Here is a 20,582-nt window from a genome sequence, read left to right as displayed (position 1 = left end):
GCTAGTCCCGCGCCGCCGCTTCCAGGCCGGCGATGTCGATTTTGCCCATCAGCAGCATCGCTTCCGTGACCCGCCGCACGCGCGCAGCGTCGGGGTCGTTCATCAGCTCGGTCAGGCGCCGCGGCACGATCTGCCAGCACAGCCCCCAGCGATCGCGCAGCCAGCCGCACTGCTCCGCCTCGCCGCCCTCGCTCAACGTATCCCACAGCCGGTCAACCTCCGCCTGATCGTCGCATTTCACCATCACGGAAAAGCTGTGATTGAACGGATCCAACGGCCCGGCCTCGATCGCCGCATAGCGCTGGTCGCCCAGGGTGAAGGAGGCCAGCTTCACGCTGCCGGCCGGGCCGCTCGGCGTATCCGCCGGCAGATCGGAAAACCAGTTCACGGACGAACCGGGGATCAGCGCGACGTAGCAATTCAGCGCCGCCTCCATGTCTTTTTCAAACCACAGATGTTGCGTAATTCTGGCCATCGGCGCCTCCTTCAGGCATCGAGGATCGGCGCGAACCCGCCAAAGATCATGCGGTTGCCGTCAAACGGCATCTCGCCCAGCGCCTTCATGCGCGGATCGTTCATCATTTTCTGGTTGGCGGCGTCGCGCACCGCCTTGGAGGGGTACTCTATCCAGCTAAACACCACCACTTCGCCCTCCTGCGCCTTTACCGCGCCGCGAAAGTCGGTGAGTTTGCCGTCGGGCACGTCATCGCCCCAACACTCCACGATGCGCGTGGCGCCAAACTCTTTGAACAGCGGCGCCGCAGCGGCCGCCAGCCGGTGATAAGCCTCCTTGTTGGCGGCCGGCACCGCCACCACAAACCCGTCTACGTATTTCATCCTGGTATCCTCTTGTCTGATTAAGGACAGTCGGTTCAGCACGGGCGACGTTGCCCGTGCCCCCTACCAGTTTAGACGGCGGGCGCGCGGCCCGGATCGGAAGTTCAGCGGCCAGGATCGTTCGGCGGGTAAGATTCCGGCGTGGCGACCCGGTTACGGCCGGCATTTTTCGCTTTGTATACCGCCAGATCCGCCAGTTTGAGCAGGTCGGCCAGGCTATGGCCGGAACCGCCCGGGCAGGTCACCATGCCGATGCTGACAGTGATCTGCAGCGGATGGCCGGCCGGCATGGTGATCGATTCCGCCTCAATGCGTTGCCGCAGCCGTTCGGCCAGCTGCAACCCCTGCTGCGGCTGGCCGAGCGTCGAGACGATGGCGAACTCTTCGCCGCCCATGCGGCCGAACAGATCGTTGACGTTCAGATCGGCGGCGATCGCACGGGTAAACGCCATCAGCGCCTGATCGCCACCGGCGTGGCCGAAACGGTCATTGATCGATTTGAAATAGTCGATGTCGAGCATCATGACGCACACCAGCTCGCCTTTCTGATCGATCACCCGCTCGCCGCGCTGCATAAACGCATTGCGCGTCAGCACGTGGGTCAACGCATCGTGATTCGCCACGTGCTCCAGCGTGCGTAACAACGCGTTGCGCGCATAGTTCATGCTGGCGACGGCGATCGGCCCCAGCGCCAGCAGCGCGATGCCCAGGCGCATGGATACCGCGTTCTGCAGCACCTTCATGTCGAGCGTGGTGCTAAGCAACCCGAAATCGATCGCCAGATGGCACCACAGCACGTAAACCAGCACCGCGATCATGGTGCTGAACAACGAAAAGGACATCGCCAGCCACAGCAGCACCGGCATCGGGAAGATCACCGCGCCGGGGCCGCCGATCAGCACGCTGCAGACCGCCGCCAGCGCCAACAGCGCCAATACCGCCAGTTTCCCCCCCGCCTGCGGCCATTGGCTGCGCTGTATCAACATGGCGCAGGCCGCGCGCAGGCGATGTCGCCAATCGGCGGGAAACACCAGAATGAACGGCATCAGCGTGACGTAGTTGGTGAATTCAGATGAGAACCACAGCGCCAGGGAGGTCAAATAGGGCCTGCCGAACAACCACTGCGAGGCAACGGCCCCCACCAAGCCGGTAGCGGCGGCGGCGGCCAGGCAGATACCGAACAGATACATGCTGGACGCGCCGCGTTGCAACATGCGCGCCGGCGGCGACAGCCGCATGAACAGCAGATAGCCCACCACCACGCCGGCCAGATTGGCGGCGTTCAGCAGCAGCGCTTTCTCCAACGCGCTGCCGGTCAACAGATCCGCCGCCAGGTAGCCCAGCACCGCCATCCCCCAGCCGGCGCGCGTCGCCCACTGCGTGCGGCGCACCAAAACGGCCAGCAGCACGGCGTTAGCCGGCCAGAATATCGCCAGAAAACTGCCGGGCCGGCTCACGATGCCCAGCAGACACAGCGCGAACACCAGCAAAAAAATGCTGAGCGCGGGCCAGATTTTCCGGGTATCGGACAACGAGGTGGTTTGCATCTTGGATCCAGAGACTTCCGCTAGCGTAAGGTGACAGTCTTTGCGTGTCACAACCGTCGACGATGAGGAGAAGATAAACGGCCGACCCGCCTATTATTGCCAGTTTTGCCGGTCCGGACACCTGTTTATTCATCAAGGAAAAATATATTTGTGTATCAATATATTGACGATACTCGCCTATCTGGCGCAGAAACTGCCAAGGCATCCCGACCGTCTTGATCATTATGGTCAATTCGTCGGATTTTTACCGGTAAAACCGCCGTCTTTTTCCTTGATGACAAAATAAAATCGGGCAATGTGCGGATCTCTCCTTTGCCCTCTATCCAACCCCATTAAACGATAATTATAATGATAATCGTTATTATTTATTATTTACCATGGAATGATATGCACCAGTCAGTTCTTCGCCGCCCCAACAAAAAAAATCACGTTTTCCGCTCGCTGCCCCTGGTCGCCGGCCTGTTCCCCGCCCTGGCGATCGCCGCCGCGCCCGACGCAAAAAAGGAAGACGCCATCACGGTGACCGCCACCGCCCTGCCTGCCGGCAGCTATAGCGCCGATACCGCCTCAACCGGCAGCAAAACCGCCACGCCAATCGGTGAACTGCCGCAATCGGTCAGCGTCGTCACCTCACAGGTGATTGACGACTTCCAGGTCAAAAGCGTCAATGACGCGATGAAATTCGTCAGCGGCGTCACCCAGGGCAACACGCTCGGCGGCACCGAGGATAGCTTCGTCAAACGCGGCTTTGGGGTTAACTCCGACGGTTCGGTGTTCATCGACGGCGTGCGCAGCAACCAAGGGCTGAGCATGGACGCCACCACCGATCGCGTCGAGGTGCTGAAAGGTTCCGCTTCGCTGCTGTATGGCATCCTCAGCCCCGGCGGCGTCATCAACCTGATCAGCAAAAAACCGCAGTATGACTGGAACACCCGCATTAGCGGCGCCACCAACAGCTTCGGCGGCGGCAGCGGCAGCGTCGATGTGACCGGCCCGCTGGGCGGCGGCTTCGCCTTCCGCCTGATCGCCGAGCGACAGCACGAGGATTACTGGCGTAACTTCGGCAGCGACCAACACACGCTGATCGCTCCTTCACTCAGCTGGTTCGGCGACCAGGCTTCCTTTAACATCGCCTACAGCGAGTACAAATACGACATTCCTTACGATCGCGGCACCGCGTTTATCGACGGCAAACCGGTCGATGTGCCCTATAACCGCCGGCTGGATGACTACGCCAACCGCGCCTGGGGCAAGAACAAACGCCTGAACGCCCATTATGAATATGCGCTGGATCCGATCTGGACCACCCGCCTCAACTACGCCTGGCTGCAACGCCGTTACGACAGCAACGAAGTGCGCGCCACCGCGATCGACACCGCGACCGGCATCGTTTCGCGCCGCGCCGACGCCAACCGCGGCTTCAATCACCAGACCGATTATTATTCCTGGGATGTGACCGGTTCGCCGGAGGTGTTCGGCATGCAACACGACCTGCTGCTGGGCGTGGACTACGAAAAGAACCAGACTTACAAGGCCTACTCCTATCGCGGCAAAGTGTCGAAGACGTTCAACATGTACGATCCGGCGTATGGCGAAGCGCCCGTCACCGACAGCACCACCTACAACGACGCATTGAGCAACCTGCGCACGACGCTGTTCAGCCGCTCCCTGTACGCCAAGGACAGCATTCATCTCTCCGACCGGTGGATTGCGGTGCTCGGCGCACGCTATCAGTCGTATTACCAGAACAACAGCAACGGTTTCCAGAAGCAGAAAAATACGCTCAATGACAAAGACGATCAGTTTTTGCCGCAGGCGGGGCTGGTGTATAAGCTGACGCCGAACCTGTCTCTGTACGGTAACTACAGCCGTTCCTTCACGCCGTCCACCGCCATCGACGATAACGGCAACGTCGCCACGCCGGAAACCGGCACCACCTATGAGGTGGGCGGCAAATGGCAGATCGCCCCGGCGTTCGACGTCACGCTGGCGCTCTATCGTATTGACGAAAGCAATATGTCGATCTTTATCAACGGCGTGACCCGCAGCATTCCCAAGGCGCGATCCACCGGTGCTGAACTGGAGTTGAACGGCGAAGTGGCGCCCAACTGGGATCTCACCGCCAACTACAGCTACGACAAAACCGAGATCGTCGAAGACAACCTCAATCCGGCCAACGTCGGCAACCGGCTGGTCAACGCCCCGACCAACATGGGCGGCCTGTATCTCAGCCACCGCATGACGCTGCCGGTGGTGCCCGGCGAGGTACGCGTGGGCGGCGGCGCGCGCTATGTCGGCCGCCGCGCCGGCGATCCGGAGAACAGCTTCACCATGCCGGCCTACACCGTGGCGGATGCCTTTGTCGCCTGGGACAGCAAGCTGCTTGGCAAACATACTCAGCTGAAACTGAATGTGAAAAACCTGTTTAACCGCGAATACTACACCTCCAGCGCCGGTAACCTGCGCGTGATTGAAGGCGAACCGCGCAGCCTCAGCCTGCAGGCGACGGTCGATTTCTAACCCCCCATCTCCGGGCGCCGTTTGGCGCCCGTTTTCTTTTCGCCCGGCGTCAAAGCGCCTTGCGGTACATCACGAAACCGGGGCGCTCCGCCACCTTGTCATACAGCCGCATGGCGGTCTGGTTGGTTTCGTGGGTATTCCAATAAACCCGCGGCAACCCCAGCTGCTGCGCACGCTCGTAGACCGCCGCGATCAGCGCTCTCGCTACGCCTTTGCCGCGCACCGTCTCCGCAGTGAACAGATCCTGCAGATAACAGTTAGGCTGCAGCTGGGTGGTGCTGCGGTGCAGGAGGTAGTGCGTCAACCCGACCACCTGGCCCTGATGCTCCGCGACCAGCGCAAACATCGGTTCGTAGGCGTCGAAAAAACGCCGCCAGGTGGTCTGCGTCACCTCGTCCGGCAGCGCCGTTGCCCCCTCACGGCCGTAAAATGCGTTATACCCTTGCCACAGCGCCAGCCAGGCGGCGTAATCCCGCGCTTCCAGCGGCCTGACCACGATGCTTTCGCTCATGATGTCCTCTTCGATGATGTCAAAATACCCCGCCTCCAGCATAGAACAACGCACGTCAACGCGCAGGCGGCGGCATCACATCGGCGAGAAAATCCAACAGCGCGCGGTTGAACACCGCCGGCCGCTGCAGCGGCGCGAAGTGGCTGACGCCCGGCAGCGTCACCAGACGGGCGCCGGGAATGCTGCCGCTCAGGTAGGCAGCATGCTCGGCGCGGATAAACTCATCGTGTTCGCTGTGAACGATCGTCACCGGCACACGAATGGCCGCCAATTCCTGCGCGGTGTAGTTCGGCTGGCTGCTCATCATCAGGCTCACGGCGGCGACAAATTCATCGAACTCCTGCGGCGTCGGCGACAGCGCGGCATAGTCCTGCACGTGGCGGGCGAAGCAGCGCTCGACGATCGGGTTGGCGGCCGGCGGTTTAACACCGCTGGGATCCATATTGCAGCCGAAGAAAAAGACGCCGTCCACCCGCTGCGGCGCCCGATGGGCGGCGATAAGCGCGACGCAGGCGCCGTCGCTCCAGCCCGCCAGCGCGGCGTGCGGGATCCGCAACGCGTCCATCACCGCCAACAGATCATCGGCCATGCGATCGTAACGGTAAGGCCGGGCGTCGTGCGTGCTGCGCCCGTGCCCGCGGCTGTCGATGACCAGCACGCCATACCCGGCGGCCAGCAGCGCCGGCAGCTGATACCCCCAGTTGCCGCTGTGGCCCAGGCCGCCGTGCAGCAGGATCACCGTCGGCGCCACGCCATAGGCGGCATACCAGATGCGCGCCCCGTCATGTTCGACAAATCCCTGCCTGGACGTGGGCGGCAACGGCGGCGCGCCCTGCGCGGCAAAGCGGGTCAACTCGTCGTCGGTTTGCATCTTTTCCTCCTCATTCGCCGACGTTGTGCGCCAACAAGGCATCAAAGGAGTATAGATCGCCCCGACGAGCGGTGCCGTTCGCTTTCCCGACATATACTTAAGGGAAGAATCGCAATGGAGGACGGTGAGATGAAGAAAATAATTCTCGTGTTTTTGATGCTGATGCTGAGCGGGTGTATCGGCGGCGGCGGCGGCCCGTCGAATGCGCCGTCGGCATCGCCGAATGAGCCTTATACCTGCACCAAATCCAGCGCCAACAGCGACTGCTCGCAATCGGTGGAGCCGTCGATGTACTAGCCGCGTTCGGCGGGCCGTCGCGTAGAGGCCCGCCGCCTTAGGGGGACTAGGAGGAGTGCTCCTCTTCGTTGGCCTGATATCGCGTCGCCTGCTGCTTCATAAACACCACTTCCTGCGGGCTGGACAGGCTCACTTCCTGCGCGCGCAGCAGCTTGAGGATATTGAACAGCAGTTCGCTCTTGGTGGCGCCGACCATGCGCGGGCTCGGCACGTAGCCGGTCACGCTCAGGATAATGCCGTCCGGCCCCAGCTGGCTGAAGCGCACGTAAGGCGCCGGCGTTTCCAGAATGGTTTCGTACTCGTTATAGGCGCTGAGCAAGATATTGCGCACCTGCTCCGGATCGATGGAGGTCGGGAACGTCAGCGCAATGGTCACCACCCCTTGCGCGTTGCCCATAGTGGCGTTGCGCACGTTCTGCGAGATCAGCTGCGAGTTCGGTACGATCATGGTGGAACGGTCGCTGAGCTGGATTTCGGTGGCGCGCACGTTGATGCGCCGCACGTCGCCTTCCACGCCGCCGATGCCGATCATATCCCCCACCTTCACCGGGCGTTCGGTCAGCAGGATCAGGCCGGAAATAAAGTTCTTCACGATCTCCTGCAAACCGAAACCAATACCAACCGACAGGGCGCTGACGATCCACGCCAGGTTGCTCCACTGGATGCCCAGCGCCGCCAGGGTGATCAGAATCACCAGCACATAGCCGATATTGCTGAACAGCGTCACCAGCGAGGCGCGAATGCCGACGTCCGAGATGGTTTTCGGCAGCAGTTCAGACCCCAGCCAGCGCCGCACCGCGCGCAAAATATAGATGCCGATCGCCAGACAGATCACGGCGTTGAGCAGGTTACCGGGCACGATATTGAAACGCTGCAACCCTTCACCGGTCAGGATGGAGACGATTTTCTCCATCAGCGAGCCCGGCGTGGTGCTGCCGAACGAGCCGTTGAACAGCGCGACGATCATCAACAGCAACAGGGAACATTTGGCCAATGCGGTGGTGATGATCGACATCTGCTCCAGATGGCGATCCTTGAAGCTGAGCGTTTTCTTCAGCATCTTGCCGCTGACGGTTTGCGGCGAAAACAGCGCGGCGCACAAATCGGTGGCGAACAGCACCATAAAGTAGAACGCCATCAACACCAGCACCACCCAGATCAGCTGGTAGGTCAGGAAGCGGGCGAAGGCGATGTAGCCGATAAGCAGGGAAAACAGGATCACCATCGAACAGACCAGGGTGACGAGGTGCACCAGCCCGCCGACCAGCGTGCGTTTTTCCAGGTGCGCGCCCTGCTGTTCCAGACGGCGACGAATGCGCTGGCCGCGCAGCGGCGCCGCCAGCAGTACCATGCCGATCAACCCCGCCACCAGGCCGTTGCCGAAAATGGTGGTGGCCAATGAAGCGCTGACGACGTTGTTGATCAGCTCTACGGTGCCGAACGCCAGCGCCAGGCCGGCCAGCAGCGGCGAGAAGTAACGCAGCCCGGCGGCCACGTCGTTATCCATGGACGCCAGACGCCACGACGGGCGATTCAGAGACAACGCCGCACGCCCCAGCCCGGCGATCAGCGCGCAGAAAATCCCCAGACGGTTGAAACCTTCCGCGAAATCCTCCAGCGTCACCGGCAGCGGCTGCACGCGGACAAAGACGTAATACAGCAGGTTCAGCGCGATGGAGGTGGTGATCACCGTCACAGCCACGGTAACGATCGCCATGAAGCTGCGGCGCAGTCGCCCGTCCGGCAGAAAACGGATGCTGACCCAGGCGAGGAAACGCTCGGAGAAATAGCGCCCCCAGGACCAGACAATCACCGCCAGCGCCAGCAACGCCAGCGTGCCGTACCGCCATTCGTCCTGCCAACTGGCGTCCCAGGCCGCTTTCATCTCGGCGTTGAACTGATCCAGCCGCTGTACGTCATCCTCTGACGGCTGCAGCACCGGCGCCCAGAATTTGATACCCAAAATGCTGCCGGTATTCAGCGCCAGCTGGGTTTTAAACGCCACCCGGCGCAGATCGCCAATCTGCTGCCCCAGATCGAAGGCGCTGTTCTTGATGGCCTGCGCGCGTTTCACCGCGTCATCCAGCTGCTTTTTGCTGTTGTTCAGCGCGTTGCGCTGCTGGGCCACCGCCGGGGTTTCCGGCAGCGCGCCGGCCGCCGGGGCCGGCCCCAGGACGTCCAGCTGCGCTTTCAGTTTGTCCTGCTCGGGCTGCAGATCGGTGGCAAGTTTTTCCATGCCGGCGACCAGATCGTCAGTCGCCAGCCGCAGTTTGCTGAGCTGGGTATCGGTGGTCGCTTTGGAAACCAGCTGCTTCATGCTGTCCAACTGCTTTTGCGCGGCTTTCAGCTGCGTGGCGGGATCGGGCGCGCTTTCGGCGGCGGGATCATCCTGGGTAGCGGCGACGGCGGCGAGCGGCGTCAGCTGCAAACCCAACAGCAATAACAACAACAGCAGGAACGGGCGAGGCTTTAACATAAATTCAGTGCTCAGCATCATTATCTGATAGACAGACGAACAGGCGGCGGATGAACCGTCGCTTAACCATAAACGCTAATTATAATAGCTGCTTAATGTCGGCCGAAATACAGTAATTATTCCCATTGTGTGCCACGCGCGCCCACCGGACTTAGCCTGCTGATTATTCAGGCGCTTTTACACTGGCGGCGCAGCGTAAAGCGCTCTATACTCCTGCCACCGATTAACCTGCAACCAATAAAAGGAGACTTACTATGCTGACGTGTGAATTGTTTTTTCACTCACACTTCTTTGGTAATCGTCGCCGCTCAAGCATTACCGGTATCGTGCTGCGATAACCCAGCTTGAGCGAAGCTTACTAAAATCCAGGATCTTCCCTCCGGCTTACCGGGTTGTCGTCAGCGATGTTTGACGATAGGCATTGTCATGCCTGTAACTCTTGAGTAAGCAATGAGCACACTACTGTCTGCACAATCTGTCGGTTACGACAACGCGTTCGGCGTCCTGCTGAGCGAGATTTCCTTCAGCCTGAAAAAAGGCGATCGCATCGGTTTGATCGGCGACAACGGCTGCGGCAAAAGCACCCTGCTGCAACTGCTCAGCGGCGCCCTGCCCATCCACAGCGGAACGGTGACATTGTCACACCAATGCCTGATGGCGCGCATCGAACAACACCTGCCGCCTGAGCTGCACGCCAGCACCCTGCTGGATGCGGTACTGGCGCAATTGCCCGCGGGCCAACACCTCAGCGAACGCTGGCGCTGTGAAGCGCTGCTTGCCGAGCTGGGGTTTGAACCGACGAGCTGGACGTTGACCGCCGGCACCCTCAGCGGCGGCCAGCACACCCGCCTGCTGCTGGCGCGCGCGCTGATCCGCCAGCCCGATCTGCTGCTGCTCGACGAACCCAGCAACCACCTGGATCTGCCCACGCTGCTGTGGCTGGAGCAGTTCTTGCGCAGCTGGAGCGGCAGCTTCGTGCTGGTATCGCACGATCGCTATCTGCTCGATCAGGTGACCAACTGTACCTGGATCCTGCGCGATAAAACGCTGCAGTTCTTCCGTTTGCCCTGCTCCGCTGCGCGCGCCGCACTGGCGGAACAGGACGCTGCGGACGAGCATCGGCGCCAGGCCGAGCAAAAAGAGATAGACCGGGTGGAAAAAAGCGCCAAACGCCTGGCGACCTGGGGCAAGGTCTATGACAACGAAGATCTGGCGCGCAAAGCCAAGCAAATGGAAAAGCGCGTCGATCGGTTGAAGGAAGAACAGACCACCCTGACCGCCGGTAGCCCGTGGCGGCTACGATTACAGGGAGAGGCGCTGGACGCCGATCGCCTGCTGGCGCTGCCGCAATGGACCGTGCGCCCGGCGCCGGATGCGCCGGTGCTGTTCAGCCTGGAGCATCTGCGCGTCAAAAGCGGCGATCGCATCGCCATCGTCGGGCGCAACGGCTGCGGGAAATCGTCGCTGCTGCGCTTGCTGTGGCAGGCGTATCAGCACCCCGCGGAACGCCCGGCGATCTTCCACCCGCGCGTGCGCATCGGCTATTACGATCAGAGCCTGCAACAGCTGCGCGATGAAGACACGTTGAGCGAAGCGCTGGCGCAGTTTGCGCCGCTGACCGAGGAACAGCGGAAAATGGCGCTGATCGGCGCCGGTTTCCCTTACCTGCGCCACCATCAGCAGATCCGTTCGCTGAGCGGCGGCGAGCGTTCGCGGCTGCTGTTCGTCGGCCTGACGCTGGCCAACCATTCGCTGCTGCTGCTGGACGAGCCCACCAACCACCTGGACATGGCAGGCAAAGAAGAGCTGGCGGAAACGCTGCGCCAGTTCGCCGGCGCCGTCATATTGGTCACCCATGACCGGATGCTGATCGAACAGAGCTGCAACCGCTTTTGGCTGATCGACCAGCAAAAACTGGATGAGTGGCACGATCTGGCGCCGGTGTATCAGCGCCTGGCGGGCGAAGTGCCGGCGCTGCCGACGGCGGACAAGGCCAACGCAGGCGGTCCGACGCCAGATGAGCGACTGGAAGGCGAAGAAGCGCTGTTGACCGCCCTGTTTGCCCTCGAAAGCAAACTGGAGGACGACCTGGCGCGCAAGCCGAAGCACCAGAAACCGGCGCTTCAGGCGCGCTGGCGCCGCGAGATTGCCGACATCACCGCCCGGTTGAATCTAGGCTAACCTTGACAGGCCGCCCTCCGGCGGCCTGTTTTTTGACGGAGTGCGACATGGCATTTTCCCTTGAGCAGGCTACACACGCGCAGCGGCCACTGCTGGCGGTCATGCTGTCCGATTGCCTTCGCGAGCTGGGCGCCGATGGCGATTACCCCTATCTGCCGCTCTACTGGTGCGAGGTCGGCCGCTACCCCTATTTGATTTTGAGCGATCGGCAAACGGCCGGTTTCGCGTTGGTCCGGCGCCTGGACAGCGCCACCGTCGAAATGGCGGAGTTCTACGTCAAGCCCGAGTGGCGGCGCACCGGGCTGGGGCAACGGGCCGCCCACGCCTTGTTCGCGCAACATCCCGGCGGCTGGTCGCTGTCGGTCAGCCCGGATAATCCGCGCGGGCTGGCGTTTTGGCGCGCGGTAATACCGGCCGGGGCCACGACCGAACCGCTATCGGCCCCCGATGCCATAATGCAGCTGCGTTTTTCATCCCCGCCGCGCTGAGCGACACATTACCTTCATCCTTTTATGGCAGGGTAACCCGATTCGTTCTTTGCTATCGAGCCTGCCATGACTTCACTTTCCCCACGGGACATCGAGGCGCGCTACCGCTTTGCGCGTGAGATCGCCCGCGCCGCCGCCGATCTCGCTTTCAGCTTTTATCAACGGCGGCAAACTCTGGCTGTCGACTTCAAACAGGGGCTGCAGGACGTGGTCAGCGAGGCCGATCGCCGCGTCGAAGCGCTGATCCGCCGCATGATCAGCCGCCGCTTTCCTCAGGACGGGTTTCTCGGCGAGGAAAGCGGCAGCACCGGCGAAAACGCCGCCTGCGTTTGGGTCGTCGATCCGATTGACGGCACCGCCTGCTTCCTGAACGGATTGCATACCTGGTGTATCGCGATAGGCGTGGTGATCGACGGCGAGCCGACGATAGGCGTGGTCTACGATCCCAACCACCGCGAGATGTTCCGCGCCTGTCGCGGCCACGGCGCCTTTCTCAACGGGGAACCGATCGGCGTGCATGCCGGGCGCAGCGTCGCGAATGGCGTGATGGGCGTCGGGATTTCACCGCGCGCTTCAGCGGCGGAATTCAGCGGGTTTCTCTGTCGCCTGCTGCAGGCGGGAGGGATGTTTGTGCGCAGCGGCTCCGGCGCGTTGATGACCGCCCAGGTGGCCGCCGGTCGGCTGCTGGGCTATTACGAACCGCACATGAATGCCTGGGACAGCCTGCCTGGCTGGGTGCTGACGCGCGAAGCCGGCGGCGTGGCGAATGACTTTATGCACAACGACGGGTTGCGGCGCGGCAACCCGCTGCTGCTGGCCAACGCGGCGCTCTACCCGCAGTTGGTCGAACTGATTCAAATGCCGGGCTTGATCGGCTCGACGTGCCCTATCGCGCGCGTGATGGCAGGATAAAGCGAGCGCAGCCGGCGCTCGACCCGATCGACCGCATCGTGCGCGGCGGCGATGGTGACCGCCGGCGACACCCGGCAGTGGAAGTTGACGATGATGCCCCCGTCGGTCTTGCGCGCGCGGACGTTGTGTACGTCTTGCACGCTCTCTCCCTGCTCCAGCGCCGACTGCAGGATGCGGCGAATATCGGCCAGCTCCGTCGCATCGACATCCTCGCTGGTCAGCCAATGTGGCGTCTGCGGCTCCAGGTGCGTCTCTATCTCGGTGTCTTCACCGATCGCCTGGCGCAGGATCCCCTCGATTTCCGTGGCAATGTCATGCGCCTGCGCCACGCTGGCGTTGGCCGGCACCGCCAAATCCATGCCGATCGCCATGCGCGTCGGCAACTGCTGCAAGGTCACATTCTGCACCTGCGCACCGTGGTTGGCGGCGATCGCCCGAATGCGCGTCGCCATGTCTTCATCGCTGCGGGTCTGCGGCACCGCGATGACGGTAAATTCCGCGCTGGCGTACTGCTCCCGCAGCCGCTCAACGATCTCTCGCTTCAGCGCGTCGATGCGTTCCAGCGGCAAGGTGCGGCACACCGCCACCGTGATTTCGACGAACAGCACCGCACCGGCGTTGCGAATGCGCACGCTGTCGCAGGCCAGCACCGCCGGAAAACTTGCCAGCGTGGCGCGGATCGCCTCAGTAGCCCCGGCCGGCGCGGCATCCATCAACGAGTCGAAGGAGCGTTTGCCCAGTTTGATCGCGGCGACAAAGATAAAGCCGGCGACGATCAGCGCGGCGATGGCGTCCGCGCGGCCAAAGCCCAGCAGCACAAACACCATGCCCAGCAGCACCACGCCGGACGAAAGCATATCGGAGAAGAAATGCAGCGCATCCGCTTCCAGCGCCGCGCTGTCGGTCGCTTTGGCGACGCGGTTGAGCGCCCGCACGCGGAAGAAATCGACGCAGATGGAAATGAGCAGCACCGCAATCACCACCGGCGCGGCGACGATCTCATGCGGTTGCCCGAGCAGGCTGCTGCCGGCCTCATAAACGATCCAGCCGGCGGCGCCCAGCAACAGCAGCACCTCGAACAGCGCCGCCAGGTTTTCCACCTTGCCGTGGCCGAAGTGATGATCGTCATCGGCGGGCTTATCGCTGATGCGCACCGCCAGCCAGGTGATGCTGGTGGCGATAAAATCGGTAAAAGAGTGGATCCCTTCGGATATCAGGCCAATACTGCCGGTAAAAATACCGGCGACGAACTTGCCCGTAGCCAGTAACCCGCTGGCAATCATCGAGTTTCTGGCCACGGCCTGTTTTTCATTCTGCATTATGCTGCTCACATTCGGACGGTGATTTATTTTTTTACTTTAGAGGATAATTGCCAGACAAAGGCGATCAGCAGCATACTGCCAGAAAATGTCAGCATGAGGCTAGTAAGAAAATTGGATTTTCCGGTGGAATAAAAATAAATCTCATTAACGCCCACCGAGATCATTAAAATGGCGTAGAGCAATCCCAGAATAAGAATCGTCATTATTATCAACTCCCGTATCAGGCCGCGCGTTCGGCGCGCCGCTAAAAATCCTCCCCATAATAAATAGCGGTTACGGGGAGGATGCATCTAGGCGGATCTTTTGCGTTCATCAATCATCCCATTTGGTGCTCATATAGGCCGCTAACAGGCCCAGTGAGCTGATCATTGCCAGGAATCCCATAAAAATAGTCATGTTTCCCATTATTTTGTCCTCAGGTTAAATGTTATCGATAAAAGCCCCTTGCGTTAAATATCGGGGTTGGTCGGTATCCATGTTTTTTAACGTCCTCCTCATTAAGGCTTTACATCTCCGCCCGCAACATCGGGCGGAGCGCGGTTAAATACCCAATACCTGCTGGGCAATTTTGAAATAAATAATCAGGCCGGTGCCGTCGATAAAGGTAGCGATAAACGGCGCCGATACCACCGCCGGATCGATGCCGAGACGTTTCAACAGCATCGGAATGATCGACGAGACAATCGCGCTCCACACGGTGATTGCCACCAGCGACAGGCTGACCACCAACGTCACCTCCATGCCGACGCCCATGATCCAGGCGCGTACCCAGGCCGCCAGGCCAATGGTGACGGCAATCAGCAGCGAGGTCGTCACTTCCTTACGGATCACCGCGCCCAGGTTGCGCAGGCTGACCTCACCCAGCGCCATGGCGCGCACCAGCGTCGAGGTGATCTGGGTGCCGCTGTTGCCGCCGGTGCCGATCAGCAGCGGGATGAAGAACGCCAACGCAATGGCCGCTTCGAGCTGATCTTCAAACGCCTTCAGCACGTTGCCGGTGTAAGCTTCGGCGACGAAAAGCATCAGCAGCCACACCGAACGTTTACGCCACAGCGCCCACGGGCTGGTCTCCAGATAAGGCTTGTCCAGCGGCAGGCTCGCGCCCTGGCGCTGCGCGTCTTCGGTGTTTTCATCCTCGACCAGGCGAGCGATCTCTCGCTCCCCCAGCACGCCGACCAGCGTGTTGTTCGCCACGACAGGCACCACGTCCAGGCCGCCCTTGCCGAGCAGATGCGCCACATCGTTGCGATCGTCGTCGGGCGAAACCTGAAAATAGCTGTGGTCCATCATCACGCCGACCGCTTTATCCTGCTCGTCGCACTGCAGCAGTTTTTTCACCGACAGCGTGCCGCGCAGATGATAATCGTCCGCGGTAATAAATACTCGGGTGGGAATTTCGTCCGTTTTTAGCTGTGAAAGTAAATATTCCCGGGCATGATTGACCGTCATCGTCGCGGGAACAGTAATAAAATCGGCGTTCATATAGCCGGCGACCGAGGTCTCGTCGAGAGTTTCAGTCGCGCTCAGCGCCGGAGAAGAATAATGTTGATGTGACTTGATCATTGTCAGTCCCTATTTCTGTTTTGAACTTCAACAGCGAATCGCATAGGGGCGTAACCACAGAGGGAGTGCAGACTGCCTATCTCCGCGTCCAGGTTTTAGCACTATACAACGTATCCGAACTGTTACTCGGAAGTTACTTTGGGCTGAACCTTAATCCGATAAAGCCTGTCTTAACCTTGGGCATCTCTCGATGTCGTCAGATCAGTAACCTGTGTTTGTATAGGAGCCTCGCCAAACGAGATACTGCATATAAACTACCGGCGCAGTATAGGCGGTGTTTTCTTCAGCGGGAAGAAAAGATTGCCCGTCGTTTATGGAGTATTTAGGATAATGTTATTAAACACGAATCTATAAAAACGGCTGATATAAATCAGCCGTTTTTTATTTCTCAGTGCTCGAGAAGATAGACGTTTTTATCGTACAAGGCACCTTGAGGGGTAAAATCGATCCCCTTCACGTAGGGTTTAATGAGCGTGGCATTGGCTTCGTAGTACACCGGTGCCACCGGCGTATCGGCGGCCAGCACCGCCTCGGCCTGCTGGAAATATTGCTGCACCTGCTGCGGCGTCTGCGCCGCCGTCGCCTGATGCAGAATGCGGTCATAGTCCGGGTTATGGTATTTGGGGCTGTTCTCGCTGCTGTCGGAACGGAACACGTTCAGGAAGGTGGATGGATCGTTGTAATCGGCCAGCCAGCGGGTAAAGGCCACGCCGTACTGCCCGCGGTTGATATTATCCAGCGTCACTTTACGCTCCTGGCTTTGCAAGCTGGCCTCTACCCCTAGGTTCTTTTTCCACATGGCGGCGGCGGCGATGACGATCTTCTTGATGGTGGCGTCGTTGCTGTACAGCACGGTAAAGCGCAGCGGGTTCTCGGCGTTGAAACCGGCCTGCGCCAGCAGTTGCTTCGCCTGGGCGTGCCGTTGTTCCGGCGTCCAGCCGGCCGCCGCGCCGGGCTGCAGGCTATAGCCGCCCGCCCCCGTTGGGGTAAAGGTCCAGGCCGGCTGTTGGCCGTATCCCAGCACCTTGCCGGCGATAATCTCTTTGTCCAGCGCCAGATTCAGGGCCTGGCGCACCCGCAGGTCGTTAAACGGCGCCTGGCGGTTGTTGAAGGCGAAATAACTGGTGGAGAGCAGCGGATAGGTCACCAGCTGTTGCTCGCCGAGCGTTTTTTTCAGCTGCTGATACAACTCCGGCGGCGTGGTATACCCCAACTCAACCTCGCCGACGCGAAAACGCGCCACTTCCGGGAAGCCCTGTATCGGCAAGAACGTCACCTTGTTGAGCACGGTGTTGGCGTTGTCCCAATACTGCGGGTTACGTTCCACCACCACCTTTTCGTTCACCACCCACTGGCTGAGGCGGAATGCGCCGTTGCCGACAAAATGCGCCGGTTGAGTCCAGTTCTTGCCGTACTGTTCCACCACCTTGCGGTTAACCGGCAAGACCGGGAAATGCACCAGCTGCTTGAGCAGGTAGGAGTTGGGCTCCGACAGCGTCACCTGCAGGGTATGCGCGTCCAGCGCCTTGACGCCCAGCTCGCTCGGCGGTTTGCTGCCGGCGTTGATCGCCGCCGCATTCAGCACGTAGGCCGAAGCCAGATAGCTGCCGTAAGGCGACGCGGTTTTCGGATCGGTGAGGCGCCGCCAGCTGTAGACGAAATCGTCGGCGGTCACCGGATCGCCGTTCGACCATTTGGCCTGCGGCCGCAGATGGAAGGTCCAGACGTTGCCCTGATGCTCCCATTTCTGCGCCAGCGCCGGGATCGCTTCGCCGTCTTTCCCGACGCGCAGCAAACCTTCGAACAAATCGTTGAAGATGTAGAACTCCACATTGCTCTCGGCCAGGTTCGGATCCAGCGTCGCCGGTTCATAGCCGTTGGCGCGCACCAATTCCTGTACCGGCGCCAGCTTAGCGCCCGCCGGTACGTCGGCAGCCTGAGCTGCCGTCGCGTTAAAAGCCAGGAGGATTAAACCAGCCAATTTCTTGCCATTAAATGAATATTTCACGTCGATATCCCTGATTAGTGTTTTATCGCGTTCAATATGCAATGTGGCAGTGGAATAAATTAAATCATTAATCGCTATGAGTCATAACCAAAAGCGGTGTTGAATTTCTTTCATTATCAAAGGAATACCCCTCACCGCGCTTCCCGCTTTCAACACAATGCGCGTTGCCGTCCCCTACTTGATGTTCACGGTCGTGATACCAAACAGCGGCAGGCCTTTAACCGGTTCCGGGCCGGGCTCCCCCCACACCATTAATGATTTACCGCTCGCTTGCGCCTGGATCGCCAGATTCACCAGCAATTTCGGATAGGGTTCATTAGCCGCTACCGATAACGGAAATACGTTTTCGTATAGTCCTCCATCGATCGCCATCTCCACATGCACGCAATCATTAGCTACATCGATAACCACGATCGGATTGGTATAAAACGGTCCATTAGACATAGACACCTCTCTCACTATTTTTTGGTGAATATAATTCTTAATTCGCGTTGGCGGCCCGTGTTATTAATGCCTGTGCGAAATGCTGAAGAACGACATGAAAAGACTGAAGAAAAAGATCGCCAGTCGATAACAAGCCGTCAATATTGAAACAGGTTAATAACCATTACAGATTCGACAAAGAACTGATATAAGTCAAATGCAAACCCGCGTTTACCCGTTACCTCAATGAATATATTAAGAATATTCACAAAAAAAGATAACTACAGTTTAACTTCATAAAAATCAATTAATTAAAAAACACCCTCACTTACCCTATATTAATTAATCGGTTACGAAAAAGGTTAAAATCAAAATAATGGACATGCCAAATAAGTTGCTTTTCAATGTAAAAATAACAGTAGGAAACCCACTTGATATCTCCGTGACACCTAACTACCTTTAAATGGCTTCGAGACTAACACGAGGCCGCCGTTGGTTATCAAACCAATAACTGGCGAATGATTTAATAAGAGATAATTACCAGAAGACAAATCCAAATATATAAACGCGTGCCGAAAGGATAGGATGTAACGGTTTGGTTGCCATACCGTTCTTCTGCCGACGGCAATAACTATTTCCATTCAGATGCAATTACCTGTCTGGTGGCTAACCGGATTCAGCGTGATATGCATTTCAGACTAACTCAGCAAAAATCATAGGGGTTTACATATGCCTTCACTGCAAGATATTACGCCTGAACAGGCTAACGCATTGAATAAACAATCACGTGACGCTTATAACGCGGAAGTGCAGAGCCGTCAGGCGCTGCTCAACCAACATCCGCAATTGAAACCGGCGTTCAACCAGCAAGTGCATCCGCAATCCTTGTGTGGATGCGGGTGCCAACAAAATATCTGCGGCTACTTCAGCTTCCAGGGCTGTGGCTGTGGGTGTGGCTGCGCGCCACATGCGGAGACCGTGCAAATTTCCGCGCAGCCTGCCAATATTGGTCCCAATGCCCCATCAAACGGTACATCGGTGCGTTTTGTCGGCCAGGCCACCGGCACTGGCTCAAACGGTAACATCAACATCCCGACGATTTATTTGCAAGGCACCGTACCCGATGCCGAAAATCTGATCGGCGTTCCGTTAACCCTGCAATTGGCCATCAACCCCGGTTCGATCGTCCTGACGCTGCTGGAGAATGGCCGGGTGCTGGCCTCTTTGGTTCATCCGCCGCAGTGGGCGAGCAGCATCAACGGGCAGTTCTTCGGCGTTGGCAACGGTGAGTTTGTGCTGGCGTGACAAGAAGCAAGCCTGACGGGCGGCTGCCTGCGATGGCAGGTGGCCGCTCACTGTGAGGTAACGCGCCCCAATTCTATTCAGACAATCAAAACAGATTATTCCAGCCGAAACTTAACTTATCCTTAGGGCAATTCATTTTGTGAGCGATCGTCAAAAATAATTTAATACGAATCGTTTTCACTATCATTATTGATGTTCTTGGCTAAAATCGGCCTGCTTGCGCTTGCCAGGCGATATTCGTTTTCCTCATTCGAACGCTAAAAGGATAACTGCATGAAGCTGCGTATTTCATCTCTCGGCCCCGTCGCCCTGCTCGCCTCCTCGATGATGCTGGCCTTCGGCGCTCAGGCGGCCTCGGCCGATCAGGGCATCGTCATTTACAACGCCCAACATGAAAACCTGGTCAAATCCTGGGTCGACGGGTTTACCAAAGACACCGGCATCAAGGTCACGCTGCGCAACGGCGGCGACAGCGAGCTGGGCAATCAGCTGGTGCAGGAAGGCAGCGCCTCGCCTGCCGACGTGTTCCTGACGGAAAACTCCCCGGCGATGGTGTTGGTGGATAACGCCAAGCTGTTCGCCCCGCTGGACGCCGCGACGCTGGCCCAGGTGGAACCGCAGTATCGCCCAAGCCACGGCCGCTGGACCGGCATCGCCGCCCGCTCTACCGTGTTTGTCTACAACCCGGCCAAACTGACCGAAGCACAGCTGCCGAAGTCGCTGCTGGACCTGGCCAAGCCGGAATGGAAAGGCCGCTGGGCCGCCTCGCCGTCGGGCGCCGATTTCCAGGCGATCGTCAGCGCGCTGCTGGCGCTGAAAGGCGAGAAAGCGACGCTGGAATGGCTGAAAGCGATGAAAACCAACTTCACCGCCTATAAGGGCAACAGCACGGTAATGAAAGCAGTCAATGCCGGCCAGGTCGACAGCGGCGTGATCTATCACTACTACCCGTTCGTGGATGGCGCTAAAACCGGCGAAAACAGCAACAACATCAAGCTGTACTACTTCAAACATCAGGATCCGGGCGCGTTCGTCAGCATCTCCGGCGGCGGCGTGCTGGCTTCCAGCAAGCATCAGCAGCAGGCGCAGGCGTTCATCAAGTGGATCACCGGCAAACAGGGCCAGGAGATCCTGCGCACCAACAACGCCTTCGAATACGCCGTCGGCGTCGGCGCGGCCTCCAACCCGAAACTGGTGCCGCTGAAAGATCTGGACGCACCGAAAGTAGACGCCGCGCAGCTTAACAGTAAAAAAGTGGTCGAACTGATGACCGAAGCCGGCCTGCTGTAAGGCCCGCCGGCAAACCGAGAGTTTTTGATCG

The 20,582-nt window shown here is 59.3% G+C and carries 19 protein-coding genes and 1 riboswitch; of the genes, 7 read left to right on the top strand and 12 right to left on the bottom strand.

Annotated features, from left to right (window positions below; translation table 11 throughout):
- Window position 1 precedes the first annotated feature (1 nt).
- The 3 genes from EKL15_RS16210 to EKL15_RS16200 all read right to left on the bottom strand — a co-directional run bounded on the left by EKL15_RS16210 (window position 2) and on the right by EKL15_RS16200 (window position 2,384).
- A complete protein-coding gene (locus EKL15_RS16210) occupies window positions 2-475 on the bottom strand; it encodes a VOC family protein (protein ID WP_203089890.1) in 474 nt (157 codons plus the stop codon).
- 11 nt (window positions 476-486) lie between these two features.
- Window positions 487-837: a DUF1428 domain-containing protein gene (locus EKL15_RS16205; protein WP_060418788.1), complete on the bottom strand. Its 351-nt coding sequence runs from the start codon at window positions 835-837 to the stop codon at window positions 487-489.
- Window positions 838-941: 104 nt separating this feature from the next.
- Window positions 942-2,384 (bottom strand): diguanylate cyclase, encoded by a 1,443-nt coding sequence (locus tag EKL15_RS16200; RefSeq protein ID WP_100395762.1) that lies wholly within the window; start codon window positions 2,382-2,384, stop codon window positions 942-944.
- Between the two features lie 387 nt (window positions 2,385-2,771).
- Here EKL15_RS16200 and EKL15_RS16195 point away from each other — a divergent pair, with 387 nt between their 5' ends.
- Entirely contained in the window at window positions 2,772-4,904 is a 2,133-nt protein-coding gene (locus EKL15_RS16195) for a TonB-dependent siderophore receptor (protein WP_238423708.1), read from the top strand.
- A gap of 49 nt (window positions 4,905-4,953) precedes the next feature.
- On the opposite strand, the gene EKL15_RS16190 is transcribed toward EKL15_RS16195, so the two are convergent.
- Complete coding sequence (locus EKL15_RS16190) at window positions 4,954-5,415, bottom strand: GNAT family N-acetyltransferase (protein WP_060419689.1); 462 nt, start codon at window positions 5,413-5,415, stop codon at window positions 4,954-4,956.
- 55 nt (window positions 5,416-5,470) lie between these two features.
- Window positions 5,471-6,286 (bottom strand): alpha/beta fold hydrolase, encoded by an 816-nt coding sequence (locus EKL15_RS16185; protein WP_102984646.1) that lies wholly within the window; start codon window positions 6,284-6,286, stop codon window positions 5,471-5,473.
- Between the two features lie 129 nt (window positions 6,287-6,415).
- Between EKL15_RS16185 and EKL15_RS16180 the strand changes: the two genes are divergently transcribed.
- The gene (locus tag EKL15_RS16180) at window positions 6,416-6,583 is read left to right on the top strand and encodes a hypothetical protein (RefSeq protein WP_164550866.1); all 168 of its coding nucleotides are present in this window, start codon (window positions 6,416-6,418) and stop codon (window positions 6,581-6,583) included.
- Between the two features lie 46 nt (window positions 6,584-6,629).
- Here EKL15_RS16180 and EKL15_RS16175 read toward each other — a convergent pair whose 3' ends face one another.
- The gene (locus EKL15_RS16175; protein ID WP_194572250.1) at window positions 6,630-9,059 is read right to left on the bottom strand and encodes a DUF3772 domain-containing protein; all 2,430 of its coding nucleotides are present in this window, start codon (window positions 9,057-9,059) and stop codon (window positions 6,630-6,632) included.
- Between the two features lie 450 nt (window positions 9,060-9,509).
- Here EKL15_RS16175 and EKL15_RS16170 point away from each other — a divergent pair, with 450 nt between their 5' ends.
- From EKL15_RS16170 to EKL15_RS16160, 3 genes are all read left to right on the top strand, one after another.
- Entirely contained in the window at window positions 9,510-11,240 is a 1,731-nt protein-coding gene (locus EKL15_RS16170) for an ABC-F family ATP-binding cassette domain-containing protein (protein ID WP_100395761.1), read from the top strand.
- Window positions 11,241-11,287: 47 nt separating this feature from the next.
- The gene (locus EKL15_RS16165; protein ID WP_203089887.1) at window positions 11,288-11,728 is read left to right on the top strand and encodes a GNAT family N-acetyltransferase; all 441 of its coding nucleotides are present in this window, start codon (window positions 11,288-11,290) and stop codon (window positions 11,726-11,728) included.
- A 66-nt stretch (window positions 11,729-11,794) separates the two neighbouring features.
- Window positions 11,795-12,640 carry an inositol monophosphatase family protein gene (locus tag EKL15_RS16160; RefSeq protein WP_100395760.1) on the top strand — a complete coding sequence of 282 codons (846 nt, stop codon included), beginning with the start codon at window positions 11,795-11,797 and terminating at the stop codon, window positions 12,638-12,640.
- Here EKL15_RS16160 and EKL15_RS16155 read toward each other — a convergent pair.
- From EKL15_RS16155 to EKL15_RS16130, 6 genes are all read right to left on the bottom strand, one after another.
- Window positions 12,583-13,959 (bottom strand): cation diffusion facilitator family transporter, encoded by a 1,377-nt coding sequence (locus tag EKL15_RS16155; RefSeq protein ID WP_048234025.1) that lies wholly within the window; start codon window positions 13,957-13,959, stop codon window positions 12,583-12,585. The two genes, EKL15_RS16160 and EKL15_RS16155, sit on opposite strands and share 58 nt — an antisense overlap.
- Window positions 13,960-13,985: 26 nt before the next feature.
- Window positions 13,986-14,165 carry a hypothetical protein gene (locus EKL15_RS16150; RefSeq protein WP_004938106.1) on the bottom strand — a complete coding sequence of 60 codons (180 nt, stop codon included), beginning with the start codon at window positions 14,163-14,165 and terminating at the stop codon, window positions 13,986-13,988.
- 109 nt (window positions 14,166-14,274) lie between these two features.
- Window positions 14,275-14,358 carry a protein MgtS gene (gene mgtS / locus EKL15_RS16145; protein ID WP_369803928.1) on the bottom strand — a complete coding sequence of 28 codons (84 nt, stop codon included), beginning with the start codon at window positions 14,356-14,358 and terminating at the stop codon, window positions 14,275-14,277.
- A gap of 144 nt (window positions 14,359-14,502) precedes the next feature.
- Window positions 14,503-15,525 (bottom strand): magnesium transporter, encoded by a 1,023-nt coding sequence (locus tag EKL15_RS16140; RefSeq protein WP_049199101.1) that lies wholly within the window; start codon window positions 15,523-15,525, stop codon window positions 14,503-14,505.
- A gap of 73 nt (window positions 15,526-15,598) precedes the next feature.
- A riboswitch (M-box (ykoK) riboswitch) is annotated at window positions 15,599-15,772 on the bottom strand.
- 141 nt (window positions 15,773-15,913) lie between these two features.
- Complete coding sequence (locus tag EKL15_RS16135) at window positions 15,914-17,533, bottom strand: ABC transporter substrate-binding protein (RefSeq protein ID WP_100395758.1); 1,620 nt, start codon at window positions 17,531-17,533, stop codon at window positions 15,914-15,916.
- A 174-nt stretch (window positions 17,534-17,707) separates the two neighbouring features.
- Window positions 17,708-17,977, bottom strand: a complete 270-nt coding sequence (locus EKL15_RS16130) for a hypothetical protein (RefSeq protein ID WP_033643162.1) — start codon at window positions 17,975-17,977, stop codon at window positions 17,708-17,710.
- Window positions 17,978-18,685: 708 nt separating this feature from the next.
- Here EKL15_RS16130 and EKL15_RS16125 point away from each other — a divergent pair.
- A complete protein-coding gene (locus EKL15_RS16125; protein ID WP_100395757.1) occupies window positions 18,686-19,261 on the top strand; it encodes a hypothetical protein in 576 nt (191 codons plus the stop codon).
- Between the two features lie 273 nt (window positions 19,262-19,534).
- Window positions 19,535-20,551 carry an iron ABC transporter substrate-binding protein gene (locus EKL15_RS16120; RefSeq protein WP_060418774.1) on the top strand — a complete coding sequence of 339 codons (1,017 nt, stop codon included), beginning with the start codon at window positions 19,535-19,537 and terminating at the stop codon, window positions 20,549-20,551.
- Window positions 20,552-20,582: the final 31 nt, after the last annotated feature.

This window comes from Serratia sp. 4542 (assembly GCF_016805595.1).
Classification (GTDB): domain Bacteria; phylum Pseudomonadota; class Gammaproteobacteria; order Enterobacterales; family Enterobacteriaceae; genus Serratia; species Serratia nevei.
Note: the sequence above shows the minus strand (reverse complement) of the source record. Positions and strands in the feature narration are given on the sequence as shown.